This is a genomic window from Shewanella surugensis (genome assembly GCF_023284005.1).
Classification (GTDB): domain Bacteria; phylum Pseudomonadota; class Gammaproteobacteria; order Enterobacterales; family Shewanellaceae; genus Shewanella; species Shewanella surugensis.
The window spans coordinates 22,167-34,315 of sequence record NZ_JAKIKS010000019.1; the positions used below are offsets into that span (position 1 = coordinate 22,167).

A 12,149-nucleotide genomic window follows, 5' to 3' on the forward strand; every position below is an offset into this window, starting at 1 on the left:
AGACATTCATATAGGAAAATATAATGGAAAAGACGGCTTTTGTGTTTCCTGGTCAAGGCTCTCAATCTGTGGGTATGTTGACTGAGCTGGCGACAGAATATAAGGTTATTGAACAAACCTTTAATGAGGCGAGTGACGTATTAGGTTACGATCTTTGGGCGCTTGTTCATCAAGGTCCAGCAGAAACATTGAATGAAACGGACAAAACTCAGCCTGCGTTATTGACCGCGAGTGTGGCAATTTGGCGTGCTTATAAAGAAAAAGTGACGACATTACCTGTGGTGTTAGCAGGTCATAGTTTAGGTGAATATTCAGCATTAGTCTGTGCTGGTGTTATCGATTTTAAAGAAGCGGTTCAGCTGGTGCAACTGAGAGGGCAATTGATGCTTGAAGCTGTGCCTGCAGGAACGGGTGCTATGTATGCCATTATTGGCTTAGATAACGACAGTATTACTGAAGCTTGTGAGCAAGCGGCACTCGGGGCCGTTGTGAGTCCAGTGAATTTTAACAGCCCTGGACAAGTGGTTATAGCAGGTGAAAAAGCGGCTGTCGATAGAGCGGCTGTTTTATGTAAAGAAAAAGGGGCGAAAAAAGCCATGCCCCTAGCAGTCAGCGTGCCTTCACATTGTGCTTTGATGAAACCGGCTGCCGATAAATTAGCGAATGCCTTAGCCGCCGTTGAGTTTAAAACGCCCATTATTAATGTCATTAATAATGTTGATGTTACTTCACCAATGGCGAGTGATGACATAAAAAATGCCTTGGTACGTCAGTTATATTGTCCTGTTCGTTGGACTGAAACGGTGGAGCGATTGGCGAGCGATGGTGTTGAGCGTTTGTTTGAAATAGGACCTGGGAAAGTGTTAACCGGATTAACAAAACGTATCGATCGTTCAATTTCAGCACAAGCGATTAACGATGTCGCATCATTCTCAGCATTGACTGAAATAAGGAATTTTAATGAGTATTCATTTTGATCTAACGGGGAAAGTTGCATTAGTAACGGGAGCCAGTCGTGGTATTGGACGAGCAGTTGCTGAAACTTTAGTGTCAGCAGGGGCGATTGTTATAGGTACGGCGACCAGTGAACGAGGCGCAGCGGCAATCCAAGATTATTTAGGCGATAAAGGCCATGGTTTGGTGCTAAATGTGACCGATGCCCAGTCTGTTACTGAACTTTTTGCTAGTATCAAAGAAAAAGCGGGTGAAGTGAATATTCTTGTTAATAACGCGGGGATTACTCGTGATAATTTATTAATGAGAATGAAAGAGGATGAGTGGCAAGATATTGTTGATACTAATTTGACTTCGTTGTTTAGAACGTCTAAAGCTGTCATGCGTCCTATGATGAAACAACGCGCTGGCCGTATCATTAATATTGGCTCAGTTGTAGGTACGATGGGCAATGCAGGGCAAACGAATTATTCTGCAGCGAAAGCGGGATTAATTGGATTTACAAAATCTCTTGCAAGAGAGGTTGCATCTCGCCACATAACAGTGAATGCTATTGCTCCTGGATTTATTCAGACAGATATGACAGATGGGCTGACGGAAGCGCAACAACAAGCTATTATGTCACAAGTGCCAATGGAAAGATTAGGAAAGCCACAGGAAATTGCTGATGCTGTTCTCTTTTTAGCGTCGGATTCGGCAGCCTATATCACAGGGGAAACACTTCATGTAAATGGCGGCATGTACATGGTATAAAAACAAGTAGTAGACAATTATTGAAAATTTTGGTGGTATTTTATATCCATTTTAAGCTAAATTTGTGGTTAGACCACACAAGTTAAGCTTGCATTGTCAGCGAATTTCAATAAAATACTCATAATCTTACGCACGAGCGTAATTTGAATAGGAAAGAAAACTAATGAGCAACATCGAAGAACGTGTAAAGAAAATCATCATTGAGCAACTAGGCGTTAAAGAAGAAGAAGTTAAATCAGCAGCATCTTTCGTTGACGATTTAGGCGCAGATTCTCTAGACACTGTTGAGTTGGTTATGGCACTAGAAGAAGAGTTTGATACCGAGATCCCTGATGAAGAAGCTGAAAAGATCACTACTGTTCAAGCAGCTGTTGATTATGTTTCTAAGAATCAGTAATTAGAATTCTTAGAAAACAGGCGGCATAATTGCCGCCTGTTTTTGTTTCTGTCTATGATGGTGATGAGTCATCAAGTCAATTATTTCACTCATTTCCATTTCTTAATGCTTTCGCCATTCTAGGCAATATAGATAAATAGTATGTATTCTATATTCTATATTCTATATTCTATATACTATTATTATTTTCCAATCAAATGATGAAGGTGGCAGCGTGTCTAAACGTCGTGTAGTCATAACTGGCTTAGGCTTAGTCAGCCCTGTAGGCAATACTGTAGGTTCTTCCTGGAAGGCATTGATTTCAGGTAAAAGTGGTATTGCTCCGATCACAAAATTTGACGCGAGTGAGTATTCGACTCGCTTTAGTGGCTCAGTGAAAGATTTTGATATTGAGCAATATTTATCTCGTAAAGATGCGCGTAAAATGGATCTATTTATTCAGTACGGCATGGCTGCAGGAATACAAGCGGTAATGGATGCGGGTCTGGATATGGACGCATTAGACCCTCGCCGTGTCGGAACGGCAATTGGTGCCGGAATGGGAGGGCTGCCTCTCATTGAGAAAAATCATTCCGCCTTGACAAAAGGTGGCCCCCGGAAAATATCTCCCTTCTTTGTACCGAGTACTATTATCAATATGATAGCAGGGCATTTGTCGATTAAATATGGCATGACAGGGCCTAATTTTTCTGTGACAACGGCTTGTACGACGGGTGTGCATAATATTGGTTTTGCAGCGCGAACGATTGCTTATGGCGATGCTGATGTTATGGTTGCGGGTGGTGCTGAAGATGTGACTTGTCCATTAGGCGTCGGTGGATTTGGCGCGGCAAAAGCGTTATCGACTCGCAATGATGATCCACAAGCGGCCAGTCGTCCATGGGATAAAGACAGAGATGGCTTTGTGATTGGTGATGGAGCAGGTGTTATGGTGATGGAAGAGTATGAACATGCTAAGGCTAGAGGGGCAACCATTTACGGTGAGCTGGTTGGCTTTGGTATGAGCGGTGATGCTTTTCACATGACCTCGCCACCCAGTGATGGTGAAGGCGCGGCAGTTGCAATGGTGAATGCAATTAATGATGCTAAAATTACTCGCGAACAAATTGGTTATATTAATGCTCATGGGACATCGACTCCTGCAGGGGACAGAGCCGAGGCCGCAGCAGTCAAATCGGCTTTTGGTGATCATGCTTATGACCTTTTAGTGAGTTCAACAAAGTCAATGACCGGACACCTATTAGGTGCGGCTGGCGCTGTAGAAGCGATTGTGACGATTTTGGCTTTGAAAGATCAAATCGTCCCCCCTACGATTAATTTGGATAATCCTGATGAAGGTTGTGATTTAGACTTTGTTGCGCATACTGCGAGAGATTATCAGTTTGAATACGCATTATGTAACTCATTTGGTTTTGGTGGAACTAATGGGTCATTATTGTTTAAAAAAGTCTAACGAATTGATCCACTAGTACTCTCCATTTAATAATGGCTAATAGTTAAAATATTAATACAAAAAAAGCGCTCATGCAGCGCTTTTTATTTTGCTGCTCTATTCGAGTGACTATTGAGTCGAAGTCTAATCTTTCTTTCTCATTTGGGGAGACCGGTGTTTTAGCATACACTTATAGCCAAACCAGTTGAGTATTACAGTTTCAACTGACTTGAGTTTGAGTGCATTCATAATATGATTTGAGGGTGATTATGTCAGGTACAGAAAATGGGATAACGCTGCGATTTTTAGCCGAACCTGCAGATGTTAATTTTGGCGGTAAGGTTCATGGTGGCGCCGTGATGAAATGGATTGATCTTGCAGGCTATGCTTGCGCTGCAGGTTGGAGTGGAAAATATTGTATTACGGCTTATGCTGGCGGGATCCGTTTTTTAAAACCTATTTATGTTGGCAATATCGTGGAAGTGAGGGCTAAAGTCAGTTATACAGGCCGAACGTCTATGCACTTAGCTATTGAGGTCAAGGCGGGCGATCCGAAAGGCTCGGAGCGACATTTAACAACCAATTGTATTGTCATTATGGTTGCAGTCGATGACGAAGGCTCACCGACTCCTGTACCTGAATGGATTCCGGTGACGAAAGAAGAGGTAAGAAATAGGGAGTCGGCATTAAAATTGATGGAATTAAGAAAACAACTGACTCATCATATGGAGACACACTCAACGATTTGAGGAGCCTAAGATTGTCGAGGATTATCAAACTAACAGGCTGTCATCAATAATGACAGCCTGTTAGTTTATGTTGAACAGCCTTTCTAGGCAGGGATCGCCAACTTATGTTCTAATTCAACGTTACTCACCGCATTGAGGGCATCTGTTGTGGCGCCTATGAGTGAGACTTTGCCTTTCGAAGATTCAACCAAGATGGCACGAGTAATATCACTAAAATCTTGATCATGGCGTACCATCGCTGATAACGCCATTTGCATCGGAAGCATTGATGGATTAAAAGCCGCGTTTTCGGCATATCGACTACTGTATTGTTTTCCATCGACCGTTTCTAATATGACTGCCGCATGATTCTGGGTATAAGGTGCATAGCTTTTACTGGCATGCTCTAGTGCAACTTGCATGATGGGATCATCTGAATCCAGTGAATGTGGATGATATTGTGGTGATAATAATGGATGCTGAACGTTTAAATCACTTGGACCGAAAGCATAAGGTAAATAATGGGTTAATGTTTTGGGTGTTTGCTTGGGAAGATGAATGTTTATTGCATGCCCTTTGACTAACTCATTCATAAATTGTCGGCAATGGCCGCAGGGAGATGCATTGACGATGATGTCACTAATGTATTTTTCTCCTTTTAACCAAGCATGACTAATGGCACTTTGTTCTGCATGGACGGAGTGAAATAAGGCTTTTCCTTGAAGTTCAATATTAGCACCCATATAAATATCGCCGCTGGCCCCTTTCGCTATTGCGCCGACATAGAAATGGCTAATAGTGGGTTTAGATAAAGCGGCGGCAATGGGAAGTAATTGAAGTAGTAATGGTGCTTCATCAAGTTGAGTGACAGTCATTAGTTTTTGTCGTTGTGAGGCACTAATATACCCTGAAAAACGGTCATCTAATAAGGGTGTTAACGCATTAGCTAATGAATTGGATAATGTTTTAATGGGTTCAATAAATCTATCCTGCATGAACCACTCCTGCTATTTTTCTTATTGGCGCGCAATTTTAGCATAGAAAAATAAAATGTGTGTAGTGGTTCAGCATAGATTAAGTCACTTTCATAGTGCTTGGAGGTAGTGGCACAGGGCTGAAAGCAGTTTTTGTTTTTCCTCATCAGCGGATGTTTCTTCGATAAGGTTTTCTAAATTAAGCATGTAGGCTGGATCATTGAGTCTATCTTGACAAAAAGTGCGCCATTTATCTTGTTCATGATCGTCAAGTGTTTCTGGATAATTACGCCCACGATAACGAAATAACATTTCGTTGAGTCTTGAGTCGTCAAACGCCAAAGATAACGCCGCTAAATTACTCGGTTTGGTATGTCTGATAATATCCATTTTTTCTTTATCGGCGGCACTAAAAAAACCCCCACTATACAGTTGAAGATCGGGATCGGTTATTTTATCTTCATAAGGGAGTTCAAATAAGGCGACCAATTTTTCTCTAATTTCAGGGTGTTGCTTTAGTCGTTTATACTGCTCTCTTGCAAACGCTTTATCGATTTGTAAGCGAGCAGCATTATCATCGGTTAGCGTTTTGGCTGCGGCGATAAAGGGACATTTATTAATATGAAGTTGTTTTATTCCAATAGGTAATTCATCTTTTGCTAAATCGATACGTTTGGTATACATACGTGTTTTAATTTCCTCAACGGATAATTCGATGAGGGGACTTATATCCATATTGAGATTGATGCATATTACCGCATTCTTATTACTTGAGTGATAAGCGACGGGGGCGATAATGGCAGCGCAGCCATTGAGAGAACTGAATTTTGAACTAACATGAATAAGGGGCTTCATATCAAGGACATCAATATGCTTGTTGACTTCTTGCTTGCGTCTAAGGCCAAAGTAATAATCAAAAAGTTTAGGCTGCACGTTTTTAATTAACTGGGCCATGGCAATGGTCGCATGAACATCCGACATCGCATCATGGGCTTTTTCATGGCTCAAATTATTTGCTTGTGTGAGTGCTTCAAGTTTAAAGCTCGGAGTACCATCTTCTTTTTCAGGCCAAATGATCCCATCAGGTCTGAAAGTATAACAAGCCCTGACTAAATCAATGAGATCCCAACGTGAATTACCGTTTTGCCATTCTCTGGCATAAGGGTCAAAAAAATTACGATAAAAACCATAACGAGTAACTTCATCATCAAATCTCAATGAGTTGTATCCGACAACACAGGTTTGTGGTTGGCTAAAATATTGATGGATTCGTCCCATAAATTCTGTTTCTGGGATCCCTTTTAAGTTAGCGAGTTGAGGCGTTATTCCCGTAATGAGGATCGCTTCGGGTGCCGGAAGGTAATCTTTTGCTTGTTGGCAATAAAAATTAACGGGATCACCAATAATATTCAAATCCATATCCGTGCGGATCCCCGCAAATTGTGAAGGGCGATCTTTGGCTGGATTGACACCAAAGGTTTCATAGTCGTGCCAAAAAAACGTTGCTTGTTTTTGAGTGTTCATCATTGTTCTGTTTCACATGTAAATTCAATGTATCTTATTAATTTAAAATATACTTTACTATTTTTCATGTTCATTCCTATTCGTATCCATTTCGTAGTGTTAAACTTAAATTGTGCATCGTAATGTGCATCACGAATGTTAAAAATGTGCCCCTGCGGTGATCTTAACAAAGTTGAACTAAAAGCTTATATAAGCTATTGGCGCACCTTGCAGGCAATGGACTTTAAAGTACAGAATAAAAGGAAATTACCATGTCTCTCACGGATAGCAAGTTAAGAAATATAAAATCGCCTTACAACGGCCCGCGAGAAGTCGCTGATAGAGATGGCCTGACCGCCAGAATCACTAAAAATGCCATGATCACGTTTAATTATCGCTTTCGTTGGCATGGTAAGCAACAGCGAATTAAAATTGGCCGCTATCCAGACATGAAGTTATCCCTAGCTCGCATCAAGACGGGTGAGCTTAGGCAAGCTTTGCAAGATGGATTAGATCCTCGTTGCTATGCGGTGCAGCAATCCGGCGGTAGATTATTAGGTGATATCTGCAATGATTTTATGGATATCTATGCAATCAAGGAACTGTCATCCAAAAGCGTCATTCTGTATAAGAGCTTCATTAATAAATATATTATGCCGAACTACAACATCGATGTCGAACGTTATAGGTATACAGAGTGGGTGAAGTTTCTCGATACAGTCCGTACCAACACCTCGGCCGCTAATGCTGGTAGTATTTTAAAGCGCTTGAAAACTGTGATCAGGTGGTCAAAATCAAGAGGCGAGATTAAGGACTCATTCTGTTTAGATATCCCTATTAAAGCGATTGGTACGACACAATCTCAGCGTGACCGAGTATTGGAGTGGAGCGAGGTTGCAGGGCTGTGGCGTCAGATCGAGTCCAGCCGGGCGACGCCTAAGACTAAGGCGTGTGTGCAGTTGCTGATCTTAACTGGCGCTCGAAACGCTGAGATAAGGGAAGCGAAACGAGCAGAGTTTAAATTGGATGATGCAGTTTGGGTATTGCCCAAGGAAAGATCTAAAACTGGCAAGGCTATAAGGCGACCACTTAGCGATCATAGTATCCATATTTTGGAGTTGTTAGATTTTATCTATGGTGTCGAACGGCAGTATTTAATTGAAGGGGCCCAACGAGATAAATGCTTGACGACTCATTCAATTAACCGCTATGTGCAGCGACTAAATGAGGTGCTCAAGTATGAGCATTTTGTTCCCCATGATTTTAGACGCACTATTTCAACTCGGTTAAGTGAGAAGCGGGTGATGCCGCATGTCACCGAAAAAATGTTAGGCCATGAGCTAGGTGGCATCATGGCGATCTATAACAAACATGACTGGATTGATGAACAGAAAGCGGCGTATCAACTTTATTGGAATGAATTAAAGACACATGTATTCCAATAAAGTTTGAAGCCTCGCCATTAATGGCGGGGAATAATCACGATGCCTGTTTCTTTTCAATGAATGAGATTATTTCTGTGTAACGATACTGCTTTCTACCGTTGGTGACTAACACCATTGGCTTAACGGTTTGAATAAAATCAGCTTCTTTGACTATTTCGTAAAATTTGGCTCTGCTTACACCTAGGGTTTTCATTGCTTGGGTTGCCGATAACAACTGCTCGGAAATTACGCAGTAAGGCGCGTTTGTAACGGGGGCTATACTATTTGGTAATGTCATAATCTTATCCTTGAATTTAGTTGATACTGTGTCGAACTTTTACGAGTGTCATTTCGTTTTCAACTCGAAATTTACGTAAATGAATACCTAATGTAGTCACTTGCTTTGTGTTTGAGGCATTGCCTTTCATGATTAAACTCATTGAACTCTCTCCCAGCTAATTCCTTTCGCGATGACTTTTGATATCATTCGGCGCTCATAGCGAACGCCATTGATGAAGCAAAACAACTTGAATAAATAGATGTACGGAATAACCCAGAAAGCGACATGGGTTTTTACGATGGGTTTAGGTTGTTCTGAAGTCATGATTAACCTCCACAAATACATGGTGAAACGTCCGTTTGCCAAGTGCTAGCAAACTTAGGTTTAAGCTCGCAGCCATCCATAATCCATTTACCTAGAATTCTGCTCGAGTCCTGCCTGTCTGTTCGATTTAGATCTATAGCGCCTACCGTCTTTCCGCACTGACAAACTGCGATGTAGCCATTGGGCTTTAGCTTTCTAGTCATGATTGATTTATTCATTATTCATCTTCCTTGTTTTCATGAATATTGCCGATCACTTCCATGGCTTTATCTATACATCGAGCGTATAAAAAGCTGCCATAATGAAATTCATGATTATGCTCTCCCAGATTGGTTGTCTCGAAATGCAGAGCGGGGAACAGCTTAGCAACCGCTATACGGGGAATTCTTTCAATAAACCCCTCTACATGACCCCACTTAACAATGTCCCCCTCACAAATATCGACGCCGTTTTTATCTTTCAGGCCAGTGAATTGCTCAAGATGCCAATGAGGAACGTTTCCGCCTGACCTGACGCCATGACATTCACCGTTGGACGCGTTTATCCTGACATCGCTAGAATTGATGTATTTTTTAAATTTTGAGTCCCATACTCTAAATTTCATTTCTCTTCCTTGTCTGCGCTTTTCATTTGCCAACACGCTGAAGCATTAACGTCTAACCATGCTATGGCCTGTTCTCTATTTATTTTGTCGCTGTTGGCGATGACATACTCGATCAATTCTTCGGCGTAGGCAGTCACTCAACTGACCTCTTTTACAAGTCGTTCAGAGTGGTTGACCCAATCGATTTCTTTTATTTGCTCAACGATACGTGCCACTTTATTTAGTGAGCGCATCGAGCGGCGTAAATTGCTGGTATCGATACCGTTAGCACCTGCTGCTGAGCCGACACCGTAGCCACGAGCGTAATGATCAATCAAGGCGCTTTTGATGGCGTCAGACTCAATGTCGGTTAATAACAAGAGATATTGAAGGCGACGACAATCTTCGCCGCCTTGGATGAGCATATTCATGATTAATCGAACCCTACGTAGATTGCTTCATCATAAATATTGCTGAGGCCGTGGATTTTGGTTTGCTTGCAGTAGAGCTTGTAGAAGTAGCCAGCTAATCCCATTGCATGGGTTGCATGACCAATGCCGGAAGTGATAGGTCTGTCATCCTTATTAATATAACCAATATGATAAACGCCACTTTCCTCACCATGGTTGTAGAAGCTAATTTTTATGTTGTTTGATTCATATTCAGGATGCTTTAGCGTCATATAGATCGCGCTATCACTTTCATCCCATTTGATATCGATTTCTTCTTCACCCTCAGAGTGGGCTGATTCTTCCCAATACTCTTTGGTCTCATCTAATAGGGCTTGTGCATCGATAACATCTGGGACGGGTTTTAGTTCGTCTTTTAATAATACATCAATGTTATTTGCTGCTTCTTTACTTAAAACTTCACTGTATTTCTCGACGACTAATTGACTGACAAAATGATTATATTCAGGGAATGACACTTGACTGAGGCTGGTTCCAATTGATTTCTCAATCGATTCTTTTAATGCTTTACCGAACGAGCTATAACTCTTCATCGCATCATTGACTGTTTCAGCGAGTAAGCTTTCTAGCTTATTTTCGATTAGTTGTTCGATGGTGCCATTTTCAACCATGTTACCGATTTTATTGGTGACGATATCGTGTAGTTCTTTCATTATGCTGCTCCTTGTTCGTTAAGCTTGGGTAGTTGAGTTTTGGTAAGTTCTGATTTAATTCTGTTGATGCAACATAAATGGGAAGGAACGGCTTGAAGGCTGTTTGCTAAAAAGCTTTCTGCGCTGATATTGCTTTCATGTGCGTCAAACACAGCATCTAGCAAACTTTGGACTGACAATGCGTTTTTCATTGCGTTGAAACAATCAAGCGGGTTTTCAGTTTCGAGCGACTTTAAAACGGCAGCTTGGGCAGTTGCTAGCTGATTATTGAGTAAGGTTGCATATTGAATATGCAGCGCCGCCTGATTGACTAAAACGTCATATTCAAGTTGGGTATTATTTAGGGTATTAGTACTCAAAGTATTTCTCCTTTGTATACGGTCATTGCCATCATTGGCTTTTTGGTTTTTGGATTGAATTTTCCGGTGGGTTTGCGATAACGAATGGTTAAATCGCGGCACTCAACTTGCTGCTGAACGAGTTTTAAAAACTCTTTGGCACGAGTAGGTGATGATAGCGAGTAACTCAACTTGACAGGTTTCATTGATTTATAGAGATTTTGTGTCAAGTCATCGACTTTTTTCTCATACTGCTCTTGTGTGAGCTGGATCATGTTTTTGCCAAATCCTTCAACTAACGTGCACTTTTTTAGCGCGGTTTTTTTCGCGACATCTCGTGTGACACCAAAGACTAAAAACATCATTCTCTCCTTTGAATAACAGCTTTAATAAGACTTAGGTTTATTAGACTTTAGCGCTACCAATGTGTGACTTTTGTTTGCGTAAACCCCTGCGCATCGCCCGCCACTGTTGAATTAGGCGCTGGAAACAATGTGACTCATTCGGATAGTCACGCTGTGTCTGCTTGAGACTGGCTATCATGCAGTTGCAATAGTGGATAGCAGGGGCGTTTGAATGCGTTTGGTGTAACATGCTGATACAAGTAGCGTTTTGAGTAGACATAACAAGCTCCATTTGTTGTGCGAAAGTTAACGATTACTGTTGACTTGATTAGACAAATGGACAATATTGTCAATCGCTGTTTTTTTGGTTGTTTCTATGGAAGTGCTTGTTAATGCGGCTGTTATGCGACCAACGTACAGACGTTTATTTTTTAGCTGCAAATTAAACTGTTCGCCTAATTTGCCGACTTGTTTACAATATGTTTCACGGAACAAGCGGCTTGGGTTAAAGATATCAAGACGCTCTTGCAGCTCATTTAAGCGCTTTTGAACACGAGGGCAGGCCATTGGGTTGCCAACAGACATAAGACAGGCGAAATGCAGTAAAGCGAGTAGGGAGAACTCAATACGTTCTTTATCGGTGTGGGGACACTTTGTTAAGATCATGTTCGGCTCCTTTGTTTGGTTTCTTTTATTTGCGTTATACAAAATGTATACTTGATATACATAAAGGTCAAGTTTATTTCAATCTTTGTATAATTAATGTTGAAATGTATACAATATCGCGTTAGGTTGGTATATATAAATGAGGAGGTAGAAATGAAATTGTTTAAGATTCTAGTGAATGGGTTTGCTGTACTAAGTGTTGTGGTTTGTGCTTCTAAGTTACATGCAACTGAGACTTCAATAATTATTAATGTTAAAGGTGAAGAGGGAATAAGCCCCTTTCCATCACCTTTGGGGAACGGTAGTGGAAATGAACCTCCGTTGTT

At 41.3% G+C, this 12,149-nt stretch carries 18 protein-coding genes; 6 read left to right on the forward strand and 12 right to left on the reverse strand.

All coding sequences use genetic code 11. The features are described from left to right. Positions 1 to 23 precede the first annotated feature (23 nt). From fabD to L2764_RS06815, 5 genes are all read left to right on the forward strand, one after another. A complete protein-coding gene (gene fabD, locus L2764_RS06795) occupies positions 24 to 977 on the forward strand; it encodes an ACP S-malonyltransferase (RefSeq protein WP_248939472.1) in 954 nt (317 codons plus the stop codon). After that, positions 961 to 1,707 (forward strand): 3-oxoacyl-ACP reductase FabG, encoded by a 747-nt coding sequence (gene fabG / locus L2764_RS06800; RefSeq protein WP_248939473.1) that lies wholly within the window; start codon positions 961 to 963, stop codon positions 1,705 to 1,707. The genes fabD and fabG overlap by 17 nt, the downstream gene beginning before the upstream one ends. A 163-nt stretch (positions 1,708 to 1,870) precedes the next feature. Beyond that, positions 1,871 to 2,104 carry an acyl carrier protein gene (gene acpP, locus L2764_RS06805; RefSeq protein ID WP_248939474.1) on the forward strand — a complete coding sequence of 78 codons (234 nt, stop codon included), beginning with the start codon at positions 1,871 to 1,873 and terminating at the stop codon, positions 2,102 to 2,104. Positions 2,105 to 2,318: 214 nt separating this feature from the next. After that, complete coding sequence (fabF, locus tag L2764_RS06810; RefSeq protein WP_248939475.1) at positions 2,319 to 3,557, forward strand: beta-ketoacyl-ACP synthase II; 1,239 nt, start codon at positions 2,319 to 2,321, stop codon at positions 3,555 to 3,557. Positions 3,558 to 3,805: 248 nt separating this feature from the next. After that, a complete protein-coding gene (locus tag L2764_RS06815; protein WP_248939476.1) occupies positions 3,806 to 4,285 on the forward strand; it encodes an acyl-CoA thioesterase in 480 nt (159 codons plus the stop codon). An 83-nt stretch (positions 4,286 to 4,368) separates the two neighbouring features. On the opposite strand, the gene cdd is transcribed toward L2764_RS06815, so the two are convergent. After that, the gene (gene cdd / locus L2764_RS06820) at positions 4,369 to 5,259 is read right to left on the reverse strand and encodes a cytidine deaminase (protein ID WP_248939477.1); all 891 of its coding nucleotides are present in this window, start codon (positions 5,257 to 5,259) and stop codon (positions 4,369 to 4,371) included. Positions 5,260 to 5,349: 90 nt separating this feature from the next. Next, positions 5,350 to 6,762: an exodeoxyribonuclease I gene (sbcB, locus tag L2764_RS06825; RefSeq protein ID WP_248939524.1), complete on the reverse strand. Its 1,413-nt coding sequence runs from the start codon at positions 6,760 to 6,762 to the stop codon at positions 5,350 to 5,352. A gap of 251 nt (positions 6,763 to 7,013) precedes the next feature. Between sbcB and L2764_RS06830 the strand changes: the two genes are divergently transcribed. Further along, on the forward strand, positions 7,014 to 8,186 hold the full coding sequence (locus L2764_RS06830) for a tyrosine-type recombinase/integrase (protein ID WP_248939478.1): 1,173 nt from the start codon (positions 7,014 to 7,016) through the stop codon (positions 8,184 to 8,186). Positions 8,187 to 8,220: 34 nt separating this feature from the next. On the opposite strand, the gene L2764_RS06835 is transcribed toward L2764_RS06830, so the two are convergent. From L2764_RS06835 to L2764_RS06875, 10 genes are all read right to left on the reverse strand, one after another. After that, positions 8,221 to 8,463, reverse strand: coding sequence for a helix-turn-helix transcriptional regulator (locus tag L2764_RS06835; protein WP_248939479.1), 243 nt, complete (start codon positions 8,461 to 8,463; stop codon positions 8,221 to 8,223). Positions 8,464 to 8,479: 16 nt separating this feature from the next. Beyond that, the gene (locus L2764_RS27700; RefSeq protein ID WP_283106936.1) at positions 8,480 to 8,605 is read right to left on the reverse strand and encodes a hypothetical protein; all 126 of its coding nucleotides are present in this window, start codon (positions 8,603 to 8,605) and stop codon (positions 8,480 to 8,482) included. A 381-nt stretch (positions 8,606 to 8,986) separates the two neighbouring features. Beyond that, entirely contained in the window at positions 8,987 to 9,373 is a 387-nt protein-coding gene (locus L2764_RS06840) for a YopX family protein (RefSeq protein ID WP_248939480.1), read from the reverse strand. Further along, the gene (locus L2764_RS06845; RefSeq protein ID WP_248939481.1) at positions 9,370 to 9,510 is read right to left on the reverse strand and encodes a hypothetical protein; all 141 of its coding nucleotides are present in this window, start codon (positions 9,508 to 9,510) and stop codon (positions 9,370 to 9,372) included. The genes L2764_RS06840 and L2764_RS06845 overlap by 4 nt, the downstream gene beginning before the upstream one ends. Next, on the reverse strand, positions 9,511 to 9,783 hold the full coding sequence (locus tag L2764_RS06850) for a hypothetical protein (RefSeq protein WP_248939482.1): 273 nt from the start codon (positions 9,781 to 9,783) through the stop codon (positions 9,511 to 9,513). It abuts the gene before it with no gap. Positions 9,784 to 9,785: 2 nt separating this feature from the next. Continuing rightward, the gene (locus L2764_RS06855; protein WP_248939483.1) at positions 9,786 to 10,475 is read right to left on the reverse strand and encodes a hypothetical protein; all 690 of its coding nucleotides are present in this window, start codon (positions 10,473 to 10,475) and stop codon (positions 9,786 to 9,788) included. Beyond that, complete coding sequence (locus L2764_RS06860; protein ID WP_248939484.1) at positions 10,475 to 10,834, reverse strand: hypothetical protein; 360 nt, start codon at positions 10,832 to 10,834, stop codon at positions 10,475 to 10,477. Before L2764_RS06860 ends, L2764_RS06855 begins: the two co-directional genes overlap by 1 nt. Then, on the reverse strand, positions 10,831 to 11,178 hold the full coding sequence (locus tag L2764_RS06865) for a hypothetical protein (RefSeq protein ID WP_248939485.1): 348 nt from the start codon (positions 11,176 to 11,178) through the stop codon (positions 10,831 to 10,833). Before L2764_RS06865 ends, L2764_RS06860 begins: the two co-directional genes overlap by 4 nt. Positions 11,179 to 11,218: 40 nt before the next feature. Further along, on the reverse strand, positions 11,219 to 11,437 hold the full coding sequence (locus L2764_RS06870) for a hypothetical protein (RefSeq protein ID WP_248939486.1): 219 nt from the start codon (positions 11,435 to 11,437) through the stop codon (positions 11,219 to 11,221). A gap of 26 nt (positions 11,438 to 11,463) precedes the next feature. Continuing rightward, the gene (locus L2764_RS06875) at positions 11,464 to 11,823 is read right to left on the reverse strand and encodes a hypothetical protein (protein WP_248939487.1); all 360 of its coding nucleotides are present in this window, start codon (positions 11,821 to 11,823) and stop codon (positions 11,464 to 11,466) included. Positions 11,824 to 12,149: the final 326 nt, after the last annotated feature.

Excerpts from the sequence above, each read along its gene's own strand:
- fabD (WP_248939472.1), top strand. The coding sequence starts at position 24 with ATGGAAAAGACGGCTTTTGTGTTTCCTGGTCAAGGCTCTCAATCTGTG.
- fabG (WP_248939473.1), top strand. The coding sequence starts at position 961 with ATGAGTATTCATTTTGATCTAACGGGGAAAGTTGCATTAGTAACGGGA.
- L2764_RS06835 (WP_248939479.1), bottom strand. The coding sequence starts at position 8,463 with ATGACATTACCAAATAGTATAGCCCCCGTTACAAACGCGCCTTACTGC.
- L2764_RS27700 (WP_283106936.1), bottom strand. The coding sequence starts at position 8,605 with ATGAGTTTAATCATGAAAGGCAATGCCTCAAACACAAAGCAAGTGACT.
- L2764_RS06850 (WP_248939482.1), bottom strand. The coding sequence starts at position 9,783 with ATGAATATGCTCATCCAAGGCGGCGAAGATTGTCGTCGCCTTCAATAT.
- sbcB (WP_248939524.1), bottom strand. The coding sequence starts at position 6,762 with ATGAACACTCAAAAACAAGCAACGTTTTTTTGGCACGACTATGAAACC.
- L2764_RS06840 (WP_248939480.1), bottom strand. The coding sequence starts at position 9,373 with ATGAAATTTAGAGTATGGGACTCAAAATTTAAAAAATACATCAATTCT.
- L2764_RS06830 (WP_248939478.1), top strand. The coding sequence starts at position 7,014 with ATGTCTCTCACGGATAGCAAGTTAAGAAATATAAAATCGCCTTACAAC.
- L2764_RS06875 (WP_248939487.1), bottom strand. The coding sequence starts at position 11,823 with ATGATCTTAACAAAGTGTCCCCACACCGATAAAGAACGTATTGAGTTC.
- cdd (WP_248939477.1), bottom strand. The coding sequence starts at position 5,259 with ATGCAGGATAGATTTATTGAACCCATTAAAACATTATCCAATTCATTA.
- L2764_RS06870 (WP_248939486.1), bottom strand. The coding sequence starts at position 11,437 with ATGTCTACTCAAAACGCTACTTGTATCAGCATGTTACACCAAACGCAT.
- acpP (WP_248939474.1), top strand. The coding sequence starts at position 1,871 with ATGAGCAACATCGAAGAACGTGTAAAGAAAATCATCATTGAGCAACTA.
- L2764_RS06855 (WP_248939483.1), bottom strand. The coding sequence starts at position 10,475 with ATGAAAGAACTACACGATATCGTCACCAATAAAATCGGTAACATGGTT.
- L2764_RS06865 (WP_248939485.1), bottom strand. The coding sequence starts at position 11,178 with ATGATGTTTTTAGTCTTTGGTGTCACACGAGATGTCGCGAAAAAAACC.
- L2764_RS06815 (WP_248939476.1), top strand. The coding sequence starts at position 3,806 with ATGTCAGGTACAGAAAATGGGATAACGCTGCGATTTTTAGCCGAACCT.